This is a genomic window from Amycolatopsis sp. NPDC050768 (genome assembly GCF_040654155.1).
Classification (GTDB): domain Bacteria; phylum Actinomycetota; class Actinomycetes; order Mycobacteriales; family Pseudonocardiaceae; genus Amycolatopsis.
Window position 1 is genome coordinate 1 of sequence record NZ_JBFAHL010000040.1, and the last position, 19,042, is coordinate 19,042.

General features: G+C 66.8%; 19 protein-coding genes and 2 pseudogenes. 13 read left to right on the forward strand and 8 right to left on the reverse strand.

Annotation, left to right across the window (positions count from 1 at the left end; genetic code table 11):
• Positions 1 to 314 precede the first annotated feature (314 nt).
• On the forward strand, positions 315 to 1,418 hold the full coding sequence (locus AB0H62_RS50415; protein ID WP_255637931.1) for an IS630 family transposase: 1,104 nt from the start codon (positions 315 to 317) through the stop codon (positions 1,416 to 1,418).
• 1,006 nt (positions 1,419 to 2,424) lie between these two features.
• Positions 2,425 to 2,856 carry a hypothetical protein gene (locus AB0H62_RS50420; RefSeq protein WP_360592927.1) on the forward strand — a complete coding sequence of 144 codons (432 nt, stop codon included), beginning with the start codon at positions 2,425 to 2,427 and terminating at the stop codon, positions 2,854 to 2,856.
• A gap of 464 nt (positions 2,857 to 3,320) precedes the next feature.
• Here AB0H62_RS50420 and AB0H62_RS50425 read toward each other — a convergent pair whose 3' ends face one another.
• From AB0H62_RS50425 to AB0H62_RS50435, 3 genes are all read right to left on the reverse strand, one after another.
• A complete protein-coding gene (locus tag AB0H62_RS50425) occupies positions 3,321 to 3,563 on the reverse strand; it encodes a hypothetical protein (protein WP_220240276.1) in 243 nt (80 codons plus the stop codon).
• A gap of 99 nt (positions 3,564 to 3,662) precedes the next feature.
• The gene (locus AB0H62_RS50430) at positions 3,663 to 3,908 is read right to left on the reverse strand and encodes a hypothetical protein (protein WP_220240275.1); all 246 of its coding nucleotides are present in this window, start codon (positions 3,906 to 3,908) and stop codon (positions 3,663 to 3,665) included.
• 443 nt (positions 3,909 to 4,351) lie between these two features.
• On the reverse strand, positions 4,352 to 5,017 hold the full coding sequence (locus tag AB0H62_RS50435; RefSeq protein ID WP_220240274.1) for a hypothetical protein: 666 nt from the start codon (positions 5,015 to 5,017) through the stop codon (positions 4,352 to 4,354).
• Between the two features lie 577 nt (positions 5,018 to 5,594).
• On the opposite strand from AB0H62_RS50435, the gene AB0H62_RS50440 reads away from it, so the two are divergent.
• From AB0H62_RS50440 to AB0H62_RS50455, 4 genes and pseudogenes are all read left to right on the forward strand, one after another.
• Complete coding sequence (locus tag AB0H62_RS50440; protein ID WP_255637975.1) at positions 5,595 to 6,992, forward strand: M1 family metallopeptidase; 1,398 nt, start codon at positions 5,595 to 5,597, stop codon at positions 6,990 to 6,992.
• A 99-nt stretch (positions 6,993 to 7,091) separates the two neighbouring features.
• Positions 7,092 to 7,583 (forward strand): annotated as a pseudogene (locus AB0H62_RS50445) (transposase family protein); the annotation flags it as partial.
• Positions 7,584 to 8,261: 678 nt separating this feature from the next.
• Positions 8,262 to 8,717 (forward strand): sigma-70 family RNA polymerase sigma factor, encoded by a 456-nt coding sequence (locus tag AB0H62_RS50450; RefSeq protein WP_220240273.1) that lies wholly within the window; start codon positions 8,262 to 8,264, stop codon positions 8,715 to 8,717.
• Positions 8,718 to 8,790: 73 nt separating this feature from the next.
• Complete coding sequence (locus AB0H62_RS50455) at positions 8,791 to 9,522, forward strand: TetR/AcrR family transcriptional regulator (protein ID WP_360592928.1); 732 nt, start codon at positions 8,791 to 8,793, stop codon at positions 9,520 to 9,522.
• Positions 9,523 to 9,577: 55 nt separating this feature from the next.
• Here AB0H62_RS50455 and AB0H62_RS50460 read toward each other — a convergent pair whose 3' ends face one another.
• Positions 9,578 to 10,267, reverse strand: a complete 690-nt coding sequence (locus AB0H62_RS50460; RefSeq protein WP_220240272.1) for an alpha/beta hydrolase — start codon at positions 10,265 to 10,267, stop codon at positions 9,578 to 9,580.
• A 358-nt stretch (positions 10,268 to 10,625) separates the two neighbouring features.
• On the opposite strand from AB0H62_RS50460, the pseudogene AB0H62_RS50465 reads away from it, so the two are divergent.
• Positions 10,626 to 11,135, forward strand: a pseudogene (locus tag AB0H62_RS50465) (CocE/NonD family hydrolase); the annotation flags it as partial.
• A 55-nt stretch (positions 11,136 to 11,190) separates the two neighbouring features.
• Positions 11,191 to 12,207 (forward strand): CocE/NonD family hydrolase, encoded by a 1,017-nt coding sequence (locus tag AB0H62_RS50470; RefSeq protein ID WP_360592929.1) that lies wholly within the window; start codon positions 11,191 to 11,193, stop codon positions 12,205 to 12,207.
• Here AB0H62_RS50470 and AB0H62_RS50475 read toward each other — a convergent pair.
• The 4 genes from AB0H62_RS50475 to AB0H62_RS50490 form a co-directional block, all read right to left on the reverse strand.
• The gene (locus tag AB0H62_RS50475) at positions 12,204 to 12,656 is read right to left on the reverse strand and encodes a hypothetical protein (protein WP_255637973.1); all 453 of its coding nucleotides are present in this window, start codon (positions 12,654 to 12,656) and stop codon (positions 12,204 to 12,206) included. The two genes, AB0H62_RS50470 and AB0H62_RS50475, sit on opposite strands and share 4 nt — an antisense overlap.
• A 248-nt stretch (positions 12,657 to 12,904) precedes the next feature.
• A complete protein-coding gene (locus AB0H62_RS50480) occupies positions 12,905 to 13,177 on the reverse strand; it encodes a DUF417 family protein (protein WP_360592930.1) in 273 nt (90 codons plus the stop codon).
• Entirely contained in the window at positions 13,174 to 13,440 is a 267-nt protein-coding gene (locus tag AB0H62_RS50485) for a DUF417 family protein (protein ID WP_360592931.1), read from the reverse strand. Before AB0H62_RS50485 ends, AB0H62_RS50480 begins: the two co-directional genes overlap by 4 nt.
• Positions 13,437 to 14,129, reverse strand: a complete 693-nt coding sequence (locus AB0H62_RS50490; RefSeq protein ID WP_360592932.1) for an alpha/beta hydrolase — start codon at positions 14,127 to 14,129, stop codon at positions 13,437 to 13,439. Before AB0H62_RS50490 ends, AB0H62_RS50485 begins: the two co-directional genes overlap by 4 nt.
• Before the next feature lie 652 nt (positions 14,130 to 14,781).
• Here AB0H62_RS50490 and AB0H62_RS50495 point away from each other — a divergent pair.
• The 5 genes from AB0H62_RS50495 to AB0H62_RS50515 all read left to right on the forward strand — a co-directional run bounded on the left by AB0H62_RS50495 (position 14,782) and on the right by AB0H62_RS50515 (position 18,949).
• Positions 14,782 to 15,603: an SDR family oxidoreductase gene (locus AB0H62_RS50495; protein ID WP_360592933.1), complete on the forward strand. Its 822-nt coding sequence runs from the start codon at positions 14,782 to 14,784 to the stop codon at positions 15,601 to 15,603.
• A gap of 41 nt (positions 15,604 to 15,644) precedes the next feature.
• Positions 15,645 to 16,082, forward strand: a complete 438-nt coding sequence (locus tag AB0H62_RS50500) for a cupin domain-containing protein (RefSeq protein WP_360592934.1) — start codon at positions 15,645 to 15,647, stop codon at positions 16,080 to 16,082.
• Between the two features lie 220 nt (positions 16,083 to 16,302).
• Entirely contained in the window at positions 16,303 to 16,662 is a 360-nt protein-coding gene (locus AB0H62_RS50505; RefSeq protein WP_360592935.1) for a hypothetical protein, read from the forward strand.
• Between the two features lie 223 nt (positions 16,663 to 16,885).
• Positions 16,886 to 17,629: an AAC(3) family N-acetyltransferase gene (locus tag AB0H62_RS50510; RefSeq protein ID WP_360592936.1), complete on the forward strand. Its 744-nt coding sequence runs from the start codon at positions 16,886 to 16,888 to the stop codon at positions 17,627 to 17,629.
• 147 nt (positions 17,630 to 17,776) lie between these two features.
• The gene (locus AB0H62_RS50515; RefSeq protein ID WP_360592937.1) at positions 17,777 to 18,949 is read left to right on the forward strand and encodes a cation:proton antiporter; all 1,173 of its coding nucleotides are present in this window, start codon (positions 17,777 to 17,779) and stop codon (positions 18,947 to 18,949) included.
• Positions 18,950 to 19,042 lie beyond the last annotated feature (93 nt).

Here is a 19,042-nt window from a genome sequence, read left to right on the forward strand (position 1 = left end):
TCACCATCACGCAACTCCAACGCCGAGGCCACGTACATGACTGTGATTCTCTCAACACCACAGACGTAAATCAATCAACGACACGCAACACTAGACAGTCACCGCCGTCACGGGCTCCGCATCTGGCACCGGTCGAGCCAAAGGACCACCAAAGCCAAACACCCACCATGCGAGGAGGGCGCTACAGGATTCGGAAATCCCTCTGGCGCTAGCAATCGCAGGACAGGTTTCGAGCAGACTAGTGCCGCGGCGCAGAAGGTTGGTGAGGTAATAGCCCATGGCCTGACCTGCTATCCCGCCTGGGAGGCTGGGCGGTGGAGGTGGTGCTGGTGGCTCGTCAGCCTGAGGTGTTCGTGCACGAGTTGGAGCCCGAACAAGCGCAGCGTTTGGTGAAGATCACCAGGTCGACGCGAGATCGGGTGCGGCTTCGCCGGGCCGGCGTGGTGCTGGCGTCGGTGCAGGGCCGGTCCGCGAGCGAGATCGCGATGATGTTCGCTGCGACCGAGAACTACGTGCGCGAGGTGATCCATGCGTTCAACGAGCAGGGGTTCGCGGCGTTGGACCCAAAATGGAGCGGCGGCCGACCAGCTAAATTCGGTCCGGCCGCCCGTCAGCTCATCTGCCGCATCGCCCGCAGCGATCCACACGGATTGGGCCAGCCCTTCACCACGTGGAGCCTGACCAAACTCACCGCCTACTTGCGCGAACACCACAGACTGGTCGTCTCCGCCGAGACCGCACGGCGAGTCCTGAACAAGGCTGGCATCACCTGGCAGCGCACCAAAACCTGGAAGCGCAGCCGTGACCCGGACTTCGCATCCAAGATGGCCCGCATCCTCGACCTCTACGACCATCCGCCGGTAGACGGCCGCGTGCTCTGCGTCGATGAGTTCGGACCGCTGAATCTGCAACCTCGCCCTGGTCACGGCTGGTTCCGGCGCGGCCAGCCAGCACGGCTGCGCGCCACCTACACGCGGACTCACGGAGTGCGGCAGATGTTCGCAGCGCTGGATCTGGCCACGGGCCGGATATTCTACCGGTTCCGTGACCGCAAACGCTGGCCACAGTTCCTCGACTTCTGTAAGCAGCTCCGCCGCCGATTCCCGGTGGGCACGCTCTACCTGGTCTGTGACAATTACAAGCCACACTCCAAGGCGGAGGTCGCCTGCTGGTGCTCGGCACACGGGATCGAGCTGGTCTACACGCCCAGCAATGCCTCGTGGCTGAACTGGGTCGAGTGCGAGTTCACCGCATTACGCTACTTCGCTCTCGACGGCAGCGACTACCCCTCCCACACTGTTCAGGAGGCCGCGATCGCCGGCTACTTCCGCTGGCGCAACCGAAATTGCCATCCCAAACGCCACTTCGCGGTCGACTCAAAGATCCGCCGACCGGATTACCTGCCCAACGTTGCGTGACGCGGCACTAGCTCGGCGACCCTAGCCGTCACCCGAATGGCCCTACACGAGACGTCGAATCTCGTGCAGCCCGGACAGCCGCCGGACGATGCTCGCCACCAAGAGGCAAAACACCAGGTCAGGACCTATGATTTGACCCCTTGAGCACAGCAGGAAGAACGGAGACCTAACGGAGCCCAGAACGGCCGTTCGCAACAGCAACACGATTGCTATGCTGACATAACCGCAGGTAGAGGCCATGTAATCGACGACCGTTTCAAAATCACCACGGTCGAACCCGCGGGCTTTTAATCCCCCGGTTAGTGATGTCAACGAGTGTTACATAGTGCGCCCAGGGTTGATTAGCGCAGGTCAAGGCGCATTTTTCATGAGCGTTTGTGTCGGCCGGTGTCGCACCGTATCGGGCGCTCCGTGAGCAACGGAGCCCAACCGGAGACCAGGGCCGGCTAGGGCGTGTCTGACAAACGTTGTGGGTAGTGGCTGGGATGCTGCCGGTCGTGTCGCGGTTTCAGTTGCTGTCGGATGAGCAGTGGGCGTTGATCGAGGATCTGCTGCCGGTGCGTACCGGCAAGTAGGGCCGTCCGTTTTCCGAACCTCGACGGCGTACAGCTCGAAATCGACGAGTGGCCACAGATCCCGCCGTATCTGGAGATCGAGGCCGGCCCGGCAACGGACGTCGTCCGGACGGCCGGCATTCTCGGCTACCCCGAGGACCAACTGACAAGCGAAAATACAACCAAGGTCTACAGCCACTACGGAATTGACCTAAGCACCATTGAAGTACGGACGTTTTAACAAGAACCCAGGCAGAGCGCGCATTTAGCCGGATTCACGCCCGCGCGGGAAGACGGGACAAGCGCATTGGTGCAGATGTTCGCGCCAGGGATGTGACCGACGCCGAGCAGCAGCGAGTCCAGGCGCGGGTGGACGAGATCGCGGCGGTTGTGCCTCAGCTGAACGCCACTCGACCGCCACCCACCTCCTGGAACAGGGCGTCGACCTCGTCGTGATCAAGGAGCTCCTCGGCCACGCCCACATCGGCGTAGCCGCCGACGTCTACGCCCACGTGAGGCTCCGCCTCCAGCGCCAAGCCCTCTATGAACGTCGGTGCCCCCCACGAGACCTCGTGGGGGGCACCGACGTTCGGCCCTGTTGCCGTCAGCGTTGCCGTCACACGCCGATCCAGGTCCTTCTACGCGTCTCCGCCTGCATCAGAAATCGGCAGGTTGAAGAACTGATATACGGCTACTCGCTGGGCTTCCACAGAAGTCACCTGCGATGGTTCAGCCGCAGCGAAGATGTCGACAATCTCTTTCTCTTCGTAAGACCGGGAGAGGACTGCGGCAAAGCGGCCACTATCCATCTGTTGCTGCATTCCGGAGGGAAACACGTCCGGTCGCGCTCCCTGGCAGCAAAGCAGGAGATCTTCCTTCCCTAGGGCGGTTCGAGCGCTCAGGAGACACTTGAACAGATTCGACTCAGTGAAGGACTGCCAGTCTCGACCTGAGAGCTTCATTCTCAAGCCCAACCCTTCCCTATCAAGGATCTCGAATGAGACTGGAATGGCTGAGGATCCTCGCCCTACAGCCAGCAGTTCAACCGATTCCATGCCTCACCGCCCGCGCGTCGCACCGAACGGGATCACAGCGCTGACCAGCCGCAACGACCTCGATATAACCGGCGAGTTCAGTGAGTTGGCCGACGTGTTCGCCACCGCCCCTCGGCGGCCAGGCCGGCATCCCGGACGGTGAGATCGTCGTCCAGATCGTCCGCGGCCGGCCGGACCTCGAACTCCAGAAATCCTCAATGCCCGCATTCCCGGCTCCAAGTTAATATCCGTGCGCATACTCCCATGGCCAGTTAGCTTGCCCCGTCAACTCGAACTAAACGTCCACACATTCACTATTTATCGAATTCATCTAGCCAGGATTGGAAATCATCCGCGTCATGCAGATACACTCCCGGACCTTGCTGAAGGTCAGCACCGGCCAACCTATCGAGCGCAGTCCAAAGAGTCGCATCAGAGGAATACCTTGCGGATTCGCATTTAATCAGCGGCAGAGCCCAGTCTGCGACTTCTTCCCGCGTCAATAAGCCCTCAACTAGGGCAATCATCCTGCCCCTGACCTGCTCGTGGATCTGCACTACCAGCTCCCCGTATTATTGCCGTTGGTGTCGAACATGTAGTGAACCTTACTCCCAGCGGTTGCGCTAACGTCGGGACGAACGATTCTAACATTTCCATTATGATCCAACCTTTCGTGCCACATACGGGTAGCCCCCGTCACCGGCTGTCGCAAGTTCTTCGGCGCCTGTGGCGACAATGGTTCGGCCTTCGGCGGCAGCCGCGCCTTCGAGCAGGTGGGCACCGGCCTCGGCGGCGATTTCGGCCCCGTGGGCGGCGGCGCCGACGGGCACGAACCACGAGCCGACTTCGACGGCGCCCTTGGCGCATCCGAGGAGCTCGAAGTCGCTGATGCAGTTGTCCACGACGTCCTTGGCGCCGGAGTTGTCACACTCTTCCAACTGGTGTAGTCAGGATTGCGGAACAACAGCCGCTGGGATCCTGCTCAGTCGAAATGGTCGGACCTTCGTCTTCCGGGTGTCCTTCGAAACGAAGCGGCCGCTGCCGGGAACGGGCTCGTTGTAGCCCCCGGGACCGAGCCACTTCTCAGCAGCGTCCAGTGCCGCGTCTGTGCTGATCCTAGTCCCATCGACAGGATGCCCGTCCGCGTCGTACTGACCACACGAACTCCATGGTGCGGAGTTGTGCGCGAGAACGGTACGTTGGCGGTCGATGGCGACGTAGTACGTGTGGTCGACATCGATGGTCAGGTTGTACACGCGCGTCGGAAGCTGTCGGTTTTGGATCGAATCGACTCGAACCGAGGTGTCAGATTCGTCCTGGAGCCAAGACCCGGGGCTTCAGCTCATCAGCACGCACCCAACGGTGAGAGTCGGGTGCCCACAGGGGGGTGGTTGTTCGTGGCGACAAGACATGCGTGAGGCCCGAAGCTGATTTCGGACACTTGTTTCCAGCCCTCGCCGATGATGGTGCCGACTACAGCCTGGCGTCTCAAGGCGCCTGCCGCGGGGTCATGTGCAGCGACGAGATCCCCGACTCTGAGTTGCTCGATCGACTTACGGCTTCCGTCAGCCATCAGCACCAGCGTTCCGGGCAGGAAATTGTTGCAGGTCTTGACGCTGGACAGCTTTTGCTCCGCGACCTCAACCGCTCGCAAGTCCGCCATCGCCTTGTCCCGACGTCGGATCCACGACAGCGTGTCCTTGAACGCCGTGACGATCTTCCCGCCCTTGAGGATCTTGCCGCAGGGCAGCGCGGTCAGCACCTCCCAGCCGCAGGCAGCGAGGTTGAAGTCCTTGATGCAGTTGTCGACGATGCCCTTCACACCGATGATCTCCTGCAGGATGTCACCCCCGACCTGGATGGCGATGTCGACCCAGCTGCGTTTGTCCGCGGCGGCCTTCTTCGCCTCCTCGTACTCGGCTTGGTTCGCAGCGGCTGCGGCAGTTGTGATCGCAGCTGCCGCAGCGTTCGCTTGCCTTCGTTGGTGGGCTCCGCGAGTCGCTCCGGGCATGGCCCCGCCCGACATGTTTGAAGTTGGAGGATGGCTTTGGTACGGACCAACAGTTCTTCCCGGCTCGTGGCTGACTTGAGATGGGTCTCAGTGACGAACGTGTATCGCCAGGTCCCGACTTGACTTTGTCGCGGACGAACCGGGGCCCACTCTTCGGCTGCGCGCTGGTCCTCGAGCCCATCGGTGTCGAGCGCTTCCTCCGGTCCGACTGGCCTTGGACGACCCAGTGGACACCGTCCTTGCCAAGGACGATGAAGTCTGACTAGTACTTCTTGCCGCTGTTGCGTTCGATCCACACACTGCTGCTGGGGTTTCGCGGTGGTGACCCTGCACCACCGGTGGTCGGACAGGCCCCCTGCTCTTCCGTCGGATGTTGCGTGCAACCTCCGACGGAAGGTCCTCAAGCGATTGCCCCGGAAACCTCAGCGGCACGACCGGCCCGGGAACCGCCCGAACCGAACGTTCGAAGCCGCCGCAACAGACTTGATCCGCGTGTCGGATCGGTCCTACTCTTCAGCGTCGACCACTGCCGAGGAGGACCAAACCAATGCGAGGCGCCAACCGTAGCCGTGGCCACTTGTTGATCATCTCCGGCGCCCTGGCCGCCGGTCTGCTGGCCGCGACGAGCCCGGCAGCGGATGCGGCGCCGGCACGAGAACCGCTGTACTCCCCTGGTGCCCCAGGCGCCGGGGATCCGTATTTCCCCGACATGGGCAACGGCGGCTACGACGTCAGTCACTACGACATCCGGCTGGCGTTCAACCCCGAAACCAAAGCAATCAACGCGACCACGACGATCCTCGCCACGGCCACACAGGATCTCTCCCGCTTCGACCTGGACTTCCAGGGACCGCTGAAGATCAGCAGGCTCTCGGTGGACGGCCGAAACACCCCCTACAGCCGCAGCGGTGCCCAGGAGTTGGCGATCACCCCGCCGCACGGTCTACGGAAGGGTAGCTCGTTCGTCGTCTCGGTGAGCTACGCCGGCGTCCCGCAGAAGATCGACGACCCCGCGCTGGGCGTCTCCGGCTGGGTCGCCACCAAGGACGGCGCGGTCGCGCTCAACCAGCCGATCGGTGCGGCGACCTACTACCCGGTGAACGACACCACCGACGACAAAGCGACCTACACCCAGACCATCACCGTCCCCACCGGACTCACGGTGCTGGCCAACGGCGAACCCGGGCCCACCACCACGCACGATCACCAGACCACCTTCCGCTGGACCATGAACCGGCCGATGGCCAGCGAGCTGAGCATGCTCGCGATCGGCAACTACGACGTCACCCGCGGCGTGGCGGCCGGCGGCCTGCCGAACATCACCGCGATCGGCAAGTCGATCGACACCAAGCCCGGTCAGGGCAAGGTGTTCAACCAGACCACGGCGCAGGTCATCCAATGGGAATCCTCGATGTACGGGCGGTACCCGTTCGACTCGACCGGCGGCATCCTCGCCGACGTCGGCGTCGACTACGCCCTCGAGACGCAGAGCCGGCCGGTCTACGATCAGAGCACCAGCGATGTCGACGGCGACCTGCTCGCCCACGAACTCGGCCACCAGTGGTTCGGCGACAGCCTCACTCCCGTGCACTGGTCGGACATCTGGCTCAACGAAGGCTTCGCGACCTACTCCGAGTGGCTCTACCAGGAGAAATTCAACAACGTCCCCGTGCAACAGACCTTCGCGAAGGCCTACGCCGACGAGAAGGACTGGAGCGGCGAAGTCGCCGACCCCGGACGTGATCACATCTTCGACGACCTGGTCTACAACCGCGGTGCGATGACACTGCAGGCGCTGCGCATGAAGATCGGCGACCGCGCCTTCTTCGAAGTGCTCACGCAGTGGCCGACCGCTCACCGATACGGCAACGTCTCGACGCGGCAATTCATCCAGTTCGTCGAGCGACTGACCCACCGCAACCTCGACTCGTTCTTCCACGCCTGGCTCTACCAAGCGGGCAAGCCGGCACTCTGACCACGTCATGGACTGCACCGACCGCATCACGCTCTCCTAAGGGATGTCTCGTCACCCGGTGTCGGGCTGGCTGGGTCGGTAGTTGATCCTGTCGGTGTGGTGCAGGTGATCACAGCGTCGCGGCCGGAGTGGATTGCCCCGTTCACCGGGCGGGAACCGGGTCAGCTCCGCAAGCCGATACGGCTGGTCGCCAAGCGGGGCGGAAACGAGATCGCGGACGGACGGCCGGGCCGGCAGTGGGCATTGCCCCTGGCAGACCGGGTTCTGCTGGTCGCGACCTATTGACGGACGAACCTGACCACGCGCCAGATCGGCCCGCTGTTCGGGGCATCGCACTCGCCGCGCACCGGGGGAAGCGACACGATCGGCCCACTGCTGGCGCTGGCCCCGGTCCGCAAACGCCGGATCGATGCAGTCGCGATCGTCGACGGCACTCTGGTCCCGACCCGGGATCACCGGCTGACCACCCCGTCGAAGAACTACCGCTACTCGAGCAATGTGCAGGTCGCCATCGACGCCGAGACCAGATTGGTGATCGCCACCGGCAATCCGCAACCGGGCAGCCGCAACGTCTGCACCGCCTACCACGACCGACGTCGGCTGGGAATAGATCAAGAACACCACCGTCGCCTGGGCCAGGCCGTGCGCGCGACGTGGCTGCTGATCACCCAGCCCGGCGTCACCGCCGCCGACGAGCAACCGCTGCCGCGCACCTTCCGCCGCCGGGCCGAGCGCGAGGGCTACAACCCCCACGCCGTGCGCGTCGTGCGGATCCACGATCGCGCCGACACCCCACAGCGCGAGCAGCACGCCGAACGCAGCTACCAGGTCCGGTGGACCGTTCGCGGGCATTGGCGCAACCAGTGGTACACCTCGCGCGGTGAACACCGGCCCGTGTGGATCAACCCGCACGTGAAGGGCCCAGCGGAGGCCCCGCTGCGCACCGGCGCGACCGTGTACCTCCTGGGCGGCGCGGGCTCCGCTGCACCCGAACATCCGCCGACCGGGGACGTGATGTTCTCGGCCTGGCCGAGAACGCGCCCAAGAACCTCGATCTCCACCTCGATTCCCGCGTTCGCCCGGATCGTCGGCCAGCTCGTGCTCATCGGCTGGGCCTTCTGGCACGCCGTTCCGCGGCTGAGGGCCTGACCTCGACGATCTGCGTGCAACTGCCCCTTGCGGGGGTGATTGCTGGAGAAAGTTCGGCGGAGCGAGCAACTTTTCGGTGTCCTGAGTGATCAAGGGGGTTGTTACTGCAGGAGATGGGGGGTGGGTGTGCGGGGGCCGGGCGAGCGGTTTGAGGTGTTCGTCGAGCAGCACTACGGCGAGCTGTTGCGGTACGCGCTGGTGTTGACCGGCGACCGGGGCGAGGCCGAGGACGTGGTGCACGATGCGCTGCTGAAGGTGGTCAAGCACGTCAGTCGCGCGGACATCGCGCACGAACGTGCCTACGCACGGCAGGTGTTGTTCCGGGTGTTCCTGGCCCGCCGTGACCGCGGTCGGCGGGAGCGGCTGGTGCCCGACGCGGGTGCCGACGTTCAGGCCCAGGGTGATGCGTTCGTCGTGTCGGCCGGCCGGGCGGAGATGGTCGCGCTGCTGCACCGGCTGCCGCCGCGGATGCGGGCGGTGCTGGCCGCCCGCTTCTACCTGGACCTGAGTGAAGCCGAGACCGCGCGGCTGATCAATACCCGTCCCAGTCACGGGAGCGGCACGCTGTCGTTCTGATCGCGGGCCGTTGTCAAGCGGCCCGGGTCCGCCACGCCGCGAAGTCGCAGGGCAGCCCGGTAAAATCCGATGCGTGACCGAGTCCCGCGAAGCCAAGCCGGGTAGCCCGGGCCCGACCCGGCGGGACGCGAAGGCGAACCTCGAACGGGTCGTGGCGGCCGCGGCCGGGGTCTTTGCCGAGCACGGCTGCGGCGCCACCCTCGCCGACGTGGCCAAGGCTGCCGGGGTCGGCGTGGCCACGGTGTACCGCACGTTCCCGACGAAAGACGACCTGATCCACGACGTCTACGCGCCGTTGTTCGAGATCGCCGAGCAGCAGGCGATCGACGCGAGCCTGGATCCGGACCCGTGGGCTGGCATCGCCGGGTTCCTCGAGAAATCGGTCACTACCCTGGCCCCCGACAGGGGGTTCCGGGAGCTGCTCACCGGGTCCTACAGCGAGACGCTGGGCTGGTCGCGTCCGCGCACCCCGCACCGGCTGGCGAAGCTGGTCGAGGACACCCACAACCGCACCGGCAAGCACCTCGGCGAGATCGTGCGGCGCGCGCGGGATGCCGGGCTCGTGCGCGACGATCTCGTGGCCGGCGACCTGTTGCTGCTGTCGATGGCCGTGCAGACCTCCGTCGAGTTCGGTGGCGCGACCCACCCCCGCCTGTACCGCCGGATGATCGGCTTCCTCATGGACAGCCTCCAGCCCGCTCGCGACGCCCCCACCCCGTTGCCCGAACCTGGGCTCACCGACCGGCAGATCGCCGCCCTGGAACGAGGTCGGCGCCGGCGGATCTCGAATACCACCAAAAAGTAGCCCGGACCGGTGAAGGGCGCGGCCGGATGCCGGCCGCGCCCTCCACCGACGACGGTCAGACCGCCGCTGCGGCCTTCTTGATCACGTCGACCACCGCGGCGGGCTGCGATTCGAACAACGAGTGGCTGGCCCCGACCTCCGTGACCGTCGCTCCGGCACGCTCGGCCATCGCATGCTGCGCGGGCGGCGGGATCATCCGGTCCTCGGACGCCACCAGGTACCAACTCGGCTTCACGCGCCACGCCGGCTGACTCACTGCACCGGCGAGAGCGTCGACACCCCAAGGAACCTGCGAGTCGGCGAGGAACCGCGCGCGTTCCGCCGTGAGGTCACCGGAGAACGAGGCGTGGAACTTCTCCTTGTCCAGGAACAGGAATCCATCCTGCGGCGGCAGGATCGGCGGCACCGGCGCGCCCGGAGGCGGGTCGGCGATGAGCGTGTTCACCGACTCCCCCTTGTCGGGGACGAACGCGGCAATGTAGGCCAGCGCGACGACGTTGTCGTGGGTGCCGGCCTCACTGATCACCGCGCCGCCATAGGAATGTCCGACCAGGACAGTGGGACCGTCCTGCTGGTCGAGGATCCTCCGCGTGGCGGCGGCGTCGCCCGCCAGCGACAGGGTCGGGTTCTGCACGACGCTCACGGAGTAGCCGTCGCGGACGAGCAGGCCGTGGACCTGAGCCCAACCCGAACCGTCGACGAACCCGCCGTGGACGAGGACGACGTTGCGCGCTCCTGCGCTCATGATTGTCTCCCTGAGGGTGGTGGTCCTGATGAGGTTCTCGGCTGACGTCCCCTCCCCGGAGCACGCGGGCGCACCCTGGCCGGGACCCGGTTCAGGGGTAACGGCCAGTATGCGCCAGCTGTCCGGCGAGGAGCCCCGTCAGTTTTCTCGAGCCGGACACCCAGGACCGACCCCGGAATTGCTATTCCGCCCGAGCCTAGTCCCGCTCTTCCTCCGCACAAGCGCCCGAACGCCCGACAACGCTGACGAGATGAGCGGCTCGTCGATTCCGCCAAACGACCTAGCCACGACGGCGCGATGATACGATCCGGAATAGCTATTCCGATCCGTGCGCGCCTCCGACCACGAGGAGAACCCCATGGCCCGGTCCCGCCGAGCCGGTGCTGTCGCTCGTGCGGTCGGCGCTGCCCACCGAGCAGTGTTCGGCCTCCCACCCGGCGGACAACCGTACGAGGTCACGCACGGCGTCGCCGTGCCGACGCGTGATGGTGCGCAGTTGCTCGCCGACCTCTACCGGCCGGTCGGCGAGGCCCACGGCACGGTGCTGATCCGCACGCCCTACGGCCGGGGCCTGCCGGAGAGCCTGTTCCACGGCCGGGCGTTCGCCGAGCGCGGTTACCAGGTCGTGCTACAGAGCGTTCGCGGTACCCACGGCTCCACGGGTGAGTTCCAGCCGATAGCGCAGGAGGCGGCGGACGGACAGGACACCGTCGCGTGGCTGCGCAAACAGCCGTGGTTCACCGGCCGCCTCGCGAGCGCAGGCGGTTCCTACCTGGGCTGGACACAGTGGTCACTGCTGCAGGATCCGCCGCCGGAGCTGAGCGCGGCCGTCGTGATGGTCGGGCCGCACGACTTCGGCCGGGCTATCCGCGGTACGGGCTCGATCGCGCTCGCCGATTTCCTGGGCTGGAGCACCACGATGCGTGCGCAAGGCCGCGGGCTGCGTGCACTCCTCGCTCGCGCGCCGCCGCCTGGCCGCATCGCTGCGCGAGCCGACCCCCGAAGCGGCCACGGCGACGGCGTTGGGGCCCCAGCGCACATGGTTCTCCGACTGGCTCGCACACTCCGACCTCGAAGATCCTTTTTGGACTCCCTACGAAGCCTCGGCAGCACTCTCCGCGACGCGGATCCCGGTGCTGCTCATCGGCGGCTGGCACGACGTGTTCCTCGACCAGACCCTCGAGCAATACGACCGTCTCGACGCCGACGTCGCCCTGACGATCGGCCCGTGGACGCACCTCGAGACGGCGCTGAAAGCCGCGCGCACAGCCGATCCCGAAACCCTGGCCTGGTTCGACGAGCACGTCGCCGGCGCCGGTTCCCGCCGGCCCTTCCCCGTGCGCGTCCACGTGACCGGCGCCGCCGAGTGGCGGACGCTTCCTACCTGGCCACCGAAGACCCACGCGCACACCCTCGGCCTGACCGGTAACGGGCAGCTCGTGGACGAAACCGGTTGGGGCAGCGCGGAGTTCTGCTACGACCCAGTCGATCCCACGCCGTCTCTCGGCGGCCGCCACATGTCCGCTGGCGCGGGCCGTCGCGACAACCGTCCACTCGAATCGCGCGACGACGTCCTCACCTTCACCTCCGCACCCCTCGCCAGCGAGCTCGAAGTTCTCGGCGCACCCGCCGTCGAGCTGCACCTCACCACCAGCACGGCGGCCAGCTTGTTCGTGCGGCTGTGCGACGTCGATCCGCGCGGCCGCTCCTGGAACGTGACCGAGGCGTTCACGCGACTCGCCCCCACGTCTGGCCCCGTCATGCTGCCGCTGGGCTCGTGCGCCCACCGGTTCCTTCCCGGCCACCGCCTCCGCCTGCAGATCTCCGGCGGGGCTTATCCGCGCTTCGCCCGCAACCCCGAGCCGTGCGAATACACGATCGCGTGTGAACATTCCCACCTCACGCTGCCCGTCGGAGGGGGCGTCGACGCCTCGGCCTAACGCTCATCCGGCAACATCAACGCCAGTGCCCGGGAGCGCTCGTGCAGGTGCGCCGCCAGCCGGACCCGAAGTCCCCGCAGGTCGGCGAGCGCGATCACGACGCGCGCCACCGGCTGGTAACCGACGGCCTGGTCGTCACGCCCGCACGGGCCGCTGACGTAGGTGAAGTCATCCTCGGCGTCGACCTTCGGCGCCGCCCACGCCTGAGCGTGAGCTCGCTCGGGACGGGCGAACCGCGCCCGCCAGTACAGCGGCGTCTTCATCACCTCACCGACCGCGGCGGTGAAGGCGGGCACTTCGGCTGACGGCAGACCCAGCCCCCGTCCAGGCCACACGCGCGGCAGTGACCATGCCTCGCTGTCGTCGCCGGCGGCGCAGGTGAAGATGGCGTCCTCCGCAGTCATCGTGACCGCCCACAGCTGCATGGCGCGGGTACGCGAAATCTCCATCGCACCTCCTCGTCGACAGGGTGAATCGCCCAGTGAAACAAGGCCGCGGGCGACGCGCAACAGGTAGCCACGAACGAGGCTCGACATCGACGGAAGCCCGCGCGCCTCGGGTGAAGTCGTGATCGATGGCGTCCTGCCGGACCTCGTGTTCACCACCGACAACGCCCCAGCGCCCGTCGTCCAGATCGACCATTACCTGGCGCACCTGCGCACCGCGGTGACCACCTTGGGAGCCGACCTGCGAACAGTCATCGGCACGCGGCGGAACCGCCTTCACCTGCTCCGATCGATCTGTCCCGGGCGGCGGTCAGCGAGTCGGCGGCGGTGAAGAGGGAGGCACCAAGGAGCACACCGTCCGTCAAGAGGGCCTCGCCCAGCACTGACAGCTGGGTCATCCGGTGCCCCTCACGCCAGGCTTCCGGTGTCGTGACCAGGAAGCTGAGCGTGCCGACCATCATCCCTGCGGCCCCGAGGCTGCCAACGGCCGACGCCCGCGGCGCCAGTGGCTTCGCCGCGATCAAGGAACCCGAATGATCTGAGTGATTCCGATGAGCCGCCCGAGCCTCCGCGCACCCAATTTCTCACGCAGCCATGACGTGAGCGGACTCGCGGTGACCAATGGCTCCGCGTTCTCGACCTCGTAGTCCTGGGACTTCAACACCCCGACCCACACGAAGCACGCTGTAAGCCCACCCCGCATCACCGGCAAACCTGCCGAAGCCAACGCGTTTGGCGCCGAGGCCGCAGCGCGCGGCCGTTTCGTGGTGGCCCGCCGCGAGTTCATTGCACGGCGTGGACCGCGCTCGCGATGAGCCGCAGCACGTCGTCGGGATGGGAGACCATCGCCACGTGGTTCGACGCGACCTCGACGGTCGTGGCCTTCATCCGCGCGGCGAACAGGCGCTGGGCCTCGGGCGGGATCGCCTGGTCGCCGTCGGCCACCAGGAACCACGCCGGGTGCGACTTCCACGCCGGCACCCCCATCACCTCGTCGAGGGCCGACAAGGCCAGCGGCTGCTGCACGGCGAACATGACCCGGGCCCTGACCGGGTCGACGTCGGCGGCGAAGTGGTTCACGAAGTCGTCCTCGGGCAGCCACGCGAAGCCCTGCTCGTCCACGTCCAGATGCGTCAGCGCCGCGCCGAGGGGGCCCTGCTCCAACAGCTTGCCGATCGTCTCGCCCTCGTCCAGGCCGAACGCCGCGACGTAGACCAAGCCGACGACGTTCGGCGCGTCCGTCCCCAGCGCGGTGACGATCTGCCCCCCGTACGAATGCCCCACCACGAGCGTCGGCCCGCCCTGGCGCCCCAGCACCTCACGCAACCGGGCGACATCACCCGCCAGCTCGGACTCCGGGAACTGGGGTGCGGTGACGGTGTAGCCGTCAGCCTGCAACCGCTCAATCACCGCGCTCCAACTGGAACCGTCAGCCCACGCGCCGTGGACGAGGACGATGTTCGGTCGACGAGCCATGGTGAGTTCCTCCCCTGGACAGCGGCGTTATCAACACTCCCCTGTAGACACTTCTGTGGCGGACGCCGGGACCTCTTCCCCCGTCGGGGGTGAACCTTCGGTTCAAGGGGATCGGAGGCGATCCCGCATTCAGTCACGTTCCAGAGCAGACATGGTCCGTCGCCCAGCTCGCATCGCCACGCGTCGACCCGCATCAGCCCGAACGACGTCATCACGTCGCCGGCGGGGCTGCTGGTTTCCGAACGGATACGGCCTCCGGCCGCAATCGCCCCGGTCGCTGGACACGTCGATCAGCACGGAATTCCCGGCCACGCCGGACGCGCTGAGGTCGCAGGGGAAGTCCGCCCGGGCGTCACCACTCTCAACCTGCTGCTGACCGCGTGGCGACCCGACCGGTGCCGCCCTGCGGTTCGGCCTTCCACGCCACCGATGCGTTCAGAATCCGGCGATAGAGCAGAAGCGGTGACGAAAGACCCTTCATGACTGAGTAGGCGCGCGGGACGCTCACTAGCGGGCCCGCAAGAAGAAGGGGCGAGGCACCGCGGGCCCGTCGATCAGGGGATGGCGCCGGTTGTTATTTCCTGACCGACTCGTGTCGGCTTCCGCGCTCCGGCCATGGGGGTCGCGGGTCGAGATTGGCCATACCTGATCGGTGCTGGTGCCGCCAACTGACACGGCGGTCTCGCGCGGGCCGGGTGCCTCGATGGCAAGGGGAGGAACACTTATGAAGATCGTGGTCATCGGCGGTACCGGTCTGATCGGCTCGAAGCTCGTGACCACGCTCGGCGAGCACGGCCGCCAGGCACTGGCCGCATCGCCGAACACCGGCGTCAACACCCTCACCGGTGAAGGACTCTCGGACGCCCTGGCCGGAGCGTCGGTGGTGGTCGATGTGGCGAATTCGCCGTCGTTCGAGGATGCCGCGGTGATGGAGTTCTTCGAGACCTCGACCCGCAATCTGATGGCCGCCGAGACGACGGCACGCGTCGGCCATCATGTGGCGTTGTCGGTGGTGGGCACCGAGCGGCTGGCCGCCAGCGGCTACTTCCGGGCGAAGATCGTGCAGGAGTCACTGATCAAGAAGTCGTCGATCCCGTACTCGCTCGTGCACGCCACGCAGTTTTTCGAGTTCGTCACGCGCATGGCGGACGCGGCTACCGAAAGTGGCACGGTCCGGGTGGCGCCGGTGCTTTTCCAGCCCATCGCGGGCGAGGACGTCGCCGAGGTGGTCGGCCGGACTGCGGTGGGCTCGCCTCTGCGCGAGACGCTCGAGGTCGCCGGCCCCGAGCAGTTCCGGATGGACGAATTCTTCCACACGGCGCTCGCTGCCCGTAACGATCCGCGCGAGGTGGTGCCAGACCCGCACGCACGCTACTTCGGAGCCGAGCTGAGCGAGCAGACCCTGGTGCCGGCCGGACCGGCGATCCTCGGCGAGATCCGTTACGCCGACTGGCCCGGCCGGACCGGGAAGTAACGCCGCCCCTCGACCACCCATCCAACGTGGAGGAGATTCACATGGCGAACACAGATCCGGCGCCGACCGGGCAGAAACAGCGATCGACGGCGTGGCAGACGGCGTTCACCACGCTGCAGGAGGCGGACCCGCCCTTCATTCCGGCGGGAGCCCACGTGATGACCGTGGTCGTCGAGTATCCACCCGGCGATCCCGGTGCGCCGCCGCACCGGCATCCCGGCCCGGCGTTCGGCTACGTGCTGGAAGGCGAGATGGTGCTGGAGGTGGAAGGCGAACCGGAACGCGTCGTGCACGCCGGCGAGGCGTTCTGGGAGCCGGGTGGCGATGTCATCCATTACCAGGACGGCAACAACCGCGAGGACGTCCCGCTCCGTTTCACCGTCACGATGCTGTGCGAACCTGGAAAGCCGATGCTTGTCCTGGTGGACGAAGCCGAGCTCGCCCAGCGCAAAGACCGCCGTGCCCCTCGGAAGACCTGACCGGCCTGGCGAGGCGGTGCCGTCTTGATCCCCACGCTCGAAAAGTCGTCGCTATCGCCGTGCCCAGCACCGACCCGGCCATTTGTCGTGGCCGCTTCGGGGAAAGTCCACCAGCGCGGCAGCAAACACAGCGCCGATCCGCAGGGCGCCCGAAGGGAGCTGGGGTGTCAGGAATGATTGATCCGATGGCCACCGCCGGACGGGCGCCGCACCGGAGCATGTGGCGAGCGCGCTCGAACCGGTTCAGCGTGCGCTGACCGCCGTGGCGGACTCGCTTGCTACGCACTTCGCCGATTGGGGTGCGGTCGGTCGCTTCGTGACCGGTCGAGTCCAGCCACACACAACTGAAACGGAGGACGAGCCGATGCATTTTGATGAACACATCAAGCCACTGTTTCGCGAAAGCGACCGCGATGCGATGAACTTCGCCTTCGATCTCTGGTCCCTCGACGACGTTTCGACCCACGCCGACGCCATCCTCGGCCGGCTCGAGGCCGGCACAATGCCCTGCGACGGAGCATGGCCGGCCGAGCGGATCGCGGTTTTCCGCCACTGGATCGACGCCGGCAAACCCGCATAGCCAGGCACGACGCTTGGCCTGAAGAGGCAGCTCACGACGGCCACCGTGACTTCACTCGCCGCCAGGGATTTGCGCAATGCCGCTCCTCGTCCCAGCCCTTCCCAGCACACCATCGTCGTGCGTTGAGGTCTGAGTCTGAGCTGGAGAAAGACAGATGAGTCAATCCGCACTCACTACTGATGATCTGGTCGCGGGGTGGCGCCGAGTTGGGGTCGAGGAGGGAATGGACATGATCGTGCATTCGTCGCTGTCCAGCCTCGGCCCCGTCGACGGTGGCGCCGCGACCGTGGTGAACAGCCTGCTGCGCGCCGTCGGCGCCACGGGGACCGTGGTCGTGCCCACCTTCACCCCGAACGTCGCCGATCGCGATCCAGAGCATGTCGGCGTCCCGGATGAAGGAGTCCGGGAGCGACGGGACGCAGTACCCACGTTTCACTGCACCATGCCGTCCAGCATGGGCGCGGTCGCGGAGGCCCTCCGCTCGCTGCCTGGCACCGTCCGCAGCTCGCACCCCCAGGCGTCGGTGGCCGCGATCGGCGCGCGAGCCGGACAGATCGTGGCCGGGCAGCCACTCGGCTTCGCCCTTGGCCGTGACTCACCGTTGGAACGCCTTTACGACCTCCGCGGCGCGATTTTGCTCATCGGTGTGGGACACAATCGAAACAGCTTCCTCCACCACGCCGAAGCGCTCACTCCGCGTCCCCGCCTGACGCTGCGGCGGTTCCCGATGATCACCCACCGGCAGCGGATCTGGTGCGAGACCGTCGATGTCGCCGACGACAAGGACACCTACTTCCCTCTCGTCGGCCGAGACTTCGAACGACGCTTCGGCATCAGGGAAGCCATCGTGGGCCGAGCGGGGTGCCGGCTTTTTCACGCCCGCCCGTTCGTGGACTTCGCCGTCCAGCGGCTCAGCGAATTCCTGGTATCGGAGCGGGAATTCGAGCCCGACCGAGAAAACGGGTGACCGCTGACCGGACGGGGGCCTGGTGCATCTCGCGCGGATGTTCAAGGGCGCCGACGTGCGGCCACCCAACGCGGGGAATGGGACGCCGGTTGCCGGTTCGACCACAGCAAATCCCGATACCGGTGATCTGGTGGAGGAGGACTCGTCGTGCCGGATGTCGAGTTCGTCAATCTCTTCGCAGTCGCAGCGATCGCGCTCGGCGCGCCGCTGGTGCTCGCGATGCTGCCCGCCGTGCGGATCCCCGCTGTGGTGCTGGAGATCGTCGCCGGCATTGTCGTGGGCCCGTCAGTGCTGGGCTGGGTCCACCCTGACCTGCCGGTGCAGATCGTCGCCCTGCTGGGGCTGGCGTTCCTGCTGTTCCTGGCAGGGCTGGAGATCGACGTGCACCGGTTGCGCGGCGGGACGCTGCGGCTGGCCCTGCTCGGCTACGCCGTCACTCTCGGCCTCGGGGTATTGGCCGGACTGGGTTTCGGCACCGCCGGGTGGGTGCACAGCCCGCTGCTGGTCGCCATCACGCTGTCGGCCACCTCGCTCGGGCTGGTCGTGCCGGTGCTCAAGGACGCCGGGCAGGCCGGCGGCGCGCTCGGGCAGGCGGTCATCGCTGCCTGCTCGGTGGCCGACTTCGCGGCCGTGGTGCTGCTCTCGGTGCTGTTCTCCTCCGCCGGCGCCGGCGGAGGAGCCCGGGTGGTGCTGCTGGTGATGTTCGTGGTGCTGGTCGCCGTCACCGGGCTCGTCGTTTCCGTGGTCGGCCGGTCCCGCCGGCTGGAGACCGCGCTGACGCGGCTGCAGGACAGCACCGCCGAGATCCGCGTGCGGGCGGCGGTCGCCCTGCTGATCGCGTTCGTCGCTCTGGCCGAAGCGTTCGGGCTGGAGTCCATCCTCGGAGCGTTCCTGGCCGGCGCGGTCGTCGGCCTGCTCGACCAGGACACCGCGTCGCACCCTCGCTTCCGGGCCAAACTCGAAGCCATCGGCTACGGGTTCCTGATCCCGGTCTTCTTCGTCGCCAGCCGTCTGCGGCTGGATCTGTCCGAGCTGCTGGCCAACCCCGCCGCGCTGGCCAGAGTGCCCTTGTTCCTCGCCGCCCTGCTGCTCGTGCGCGGCGTACCCGCACTGCTGTACTGGAAGACGTTCGGGGCCCGCAGCACCGTGGCCGCCGCGTTGCTGCAGGCAACGTCTCTGCCGTTCGTCGTCACCGCGACCCAGATCGGGGTGGCAACCGGGCTTCTGACGCAGGTCACCGCCGCCGCGCTGGTCTGCGCCGGTCTGCTGTCGGTCTTGCTGTTCCCCGCCGGCGCCCTCGGCCTGCTGCGGAGAGCCTGAAGCCCGAGGCAGCGCGTACCGCCCGGCGCGACCGAGTATCGGTGCGCGCACCCCTGCACCCGAGGCGCGCGGTGACACCGTGGTGTCGCCGCG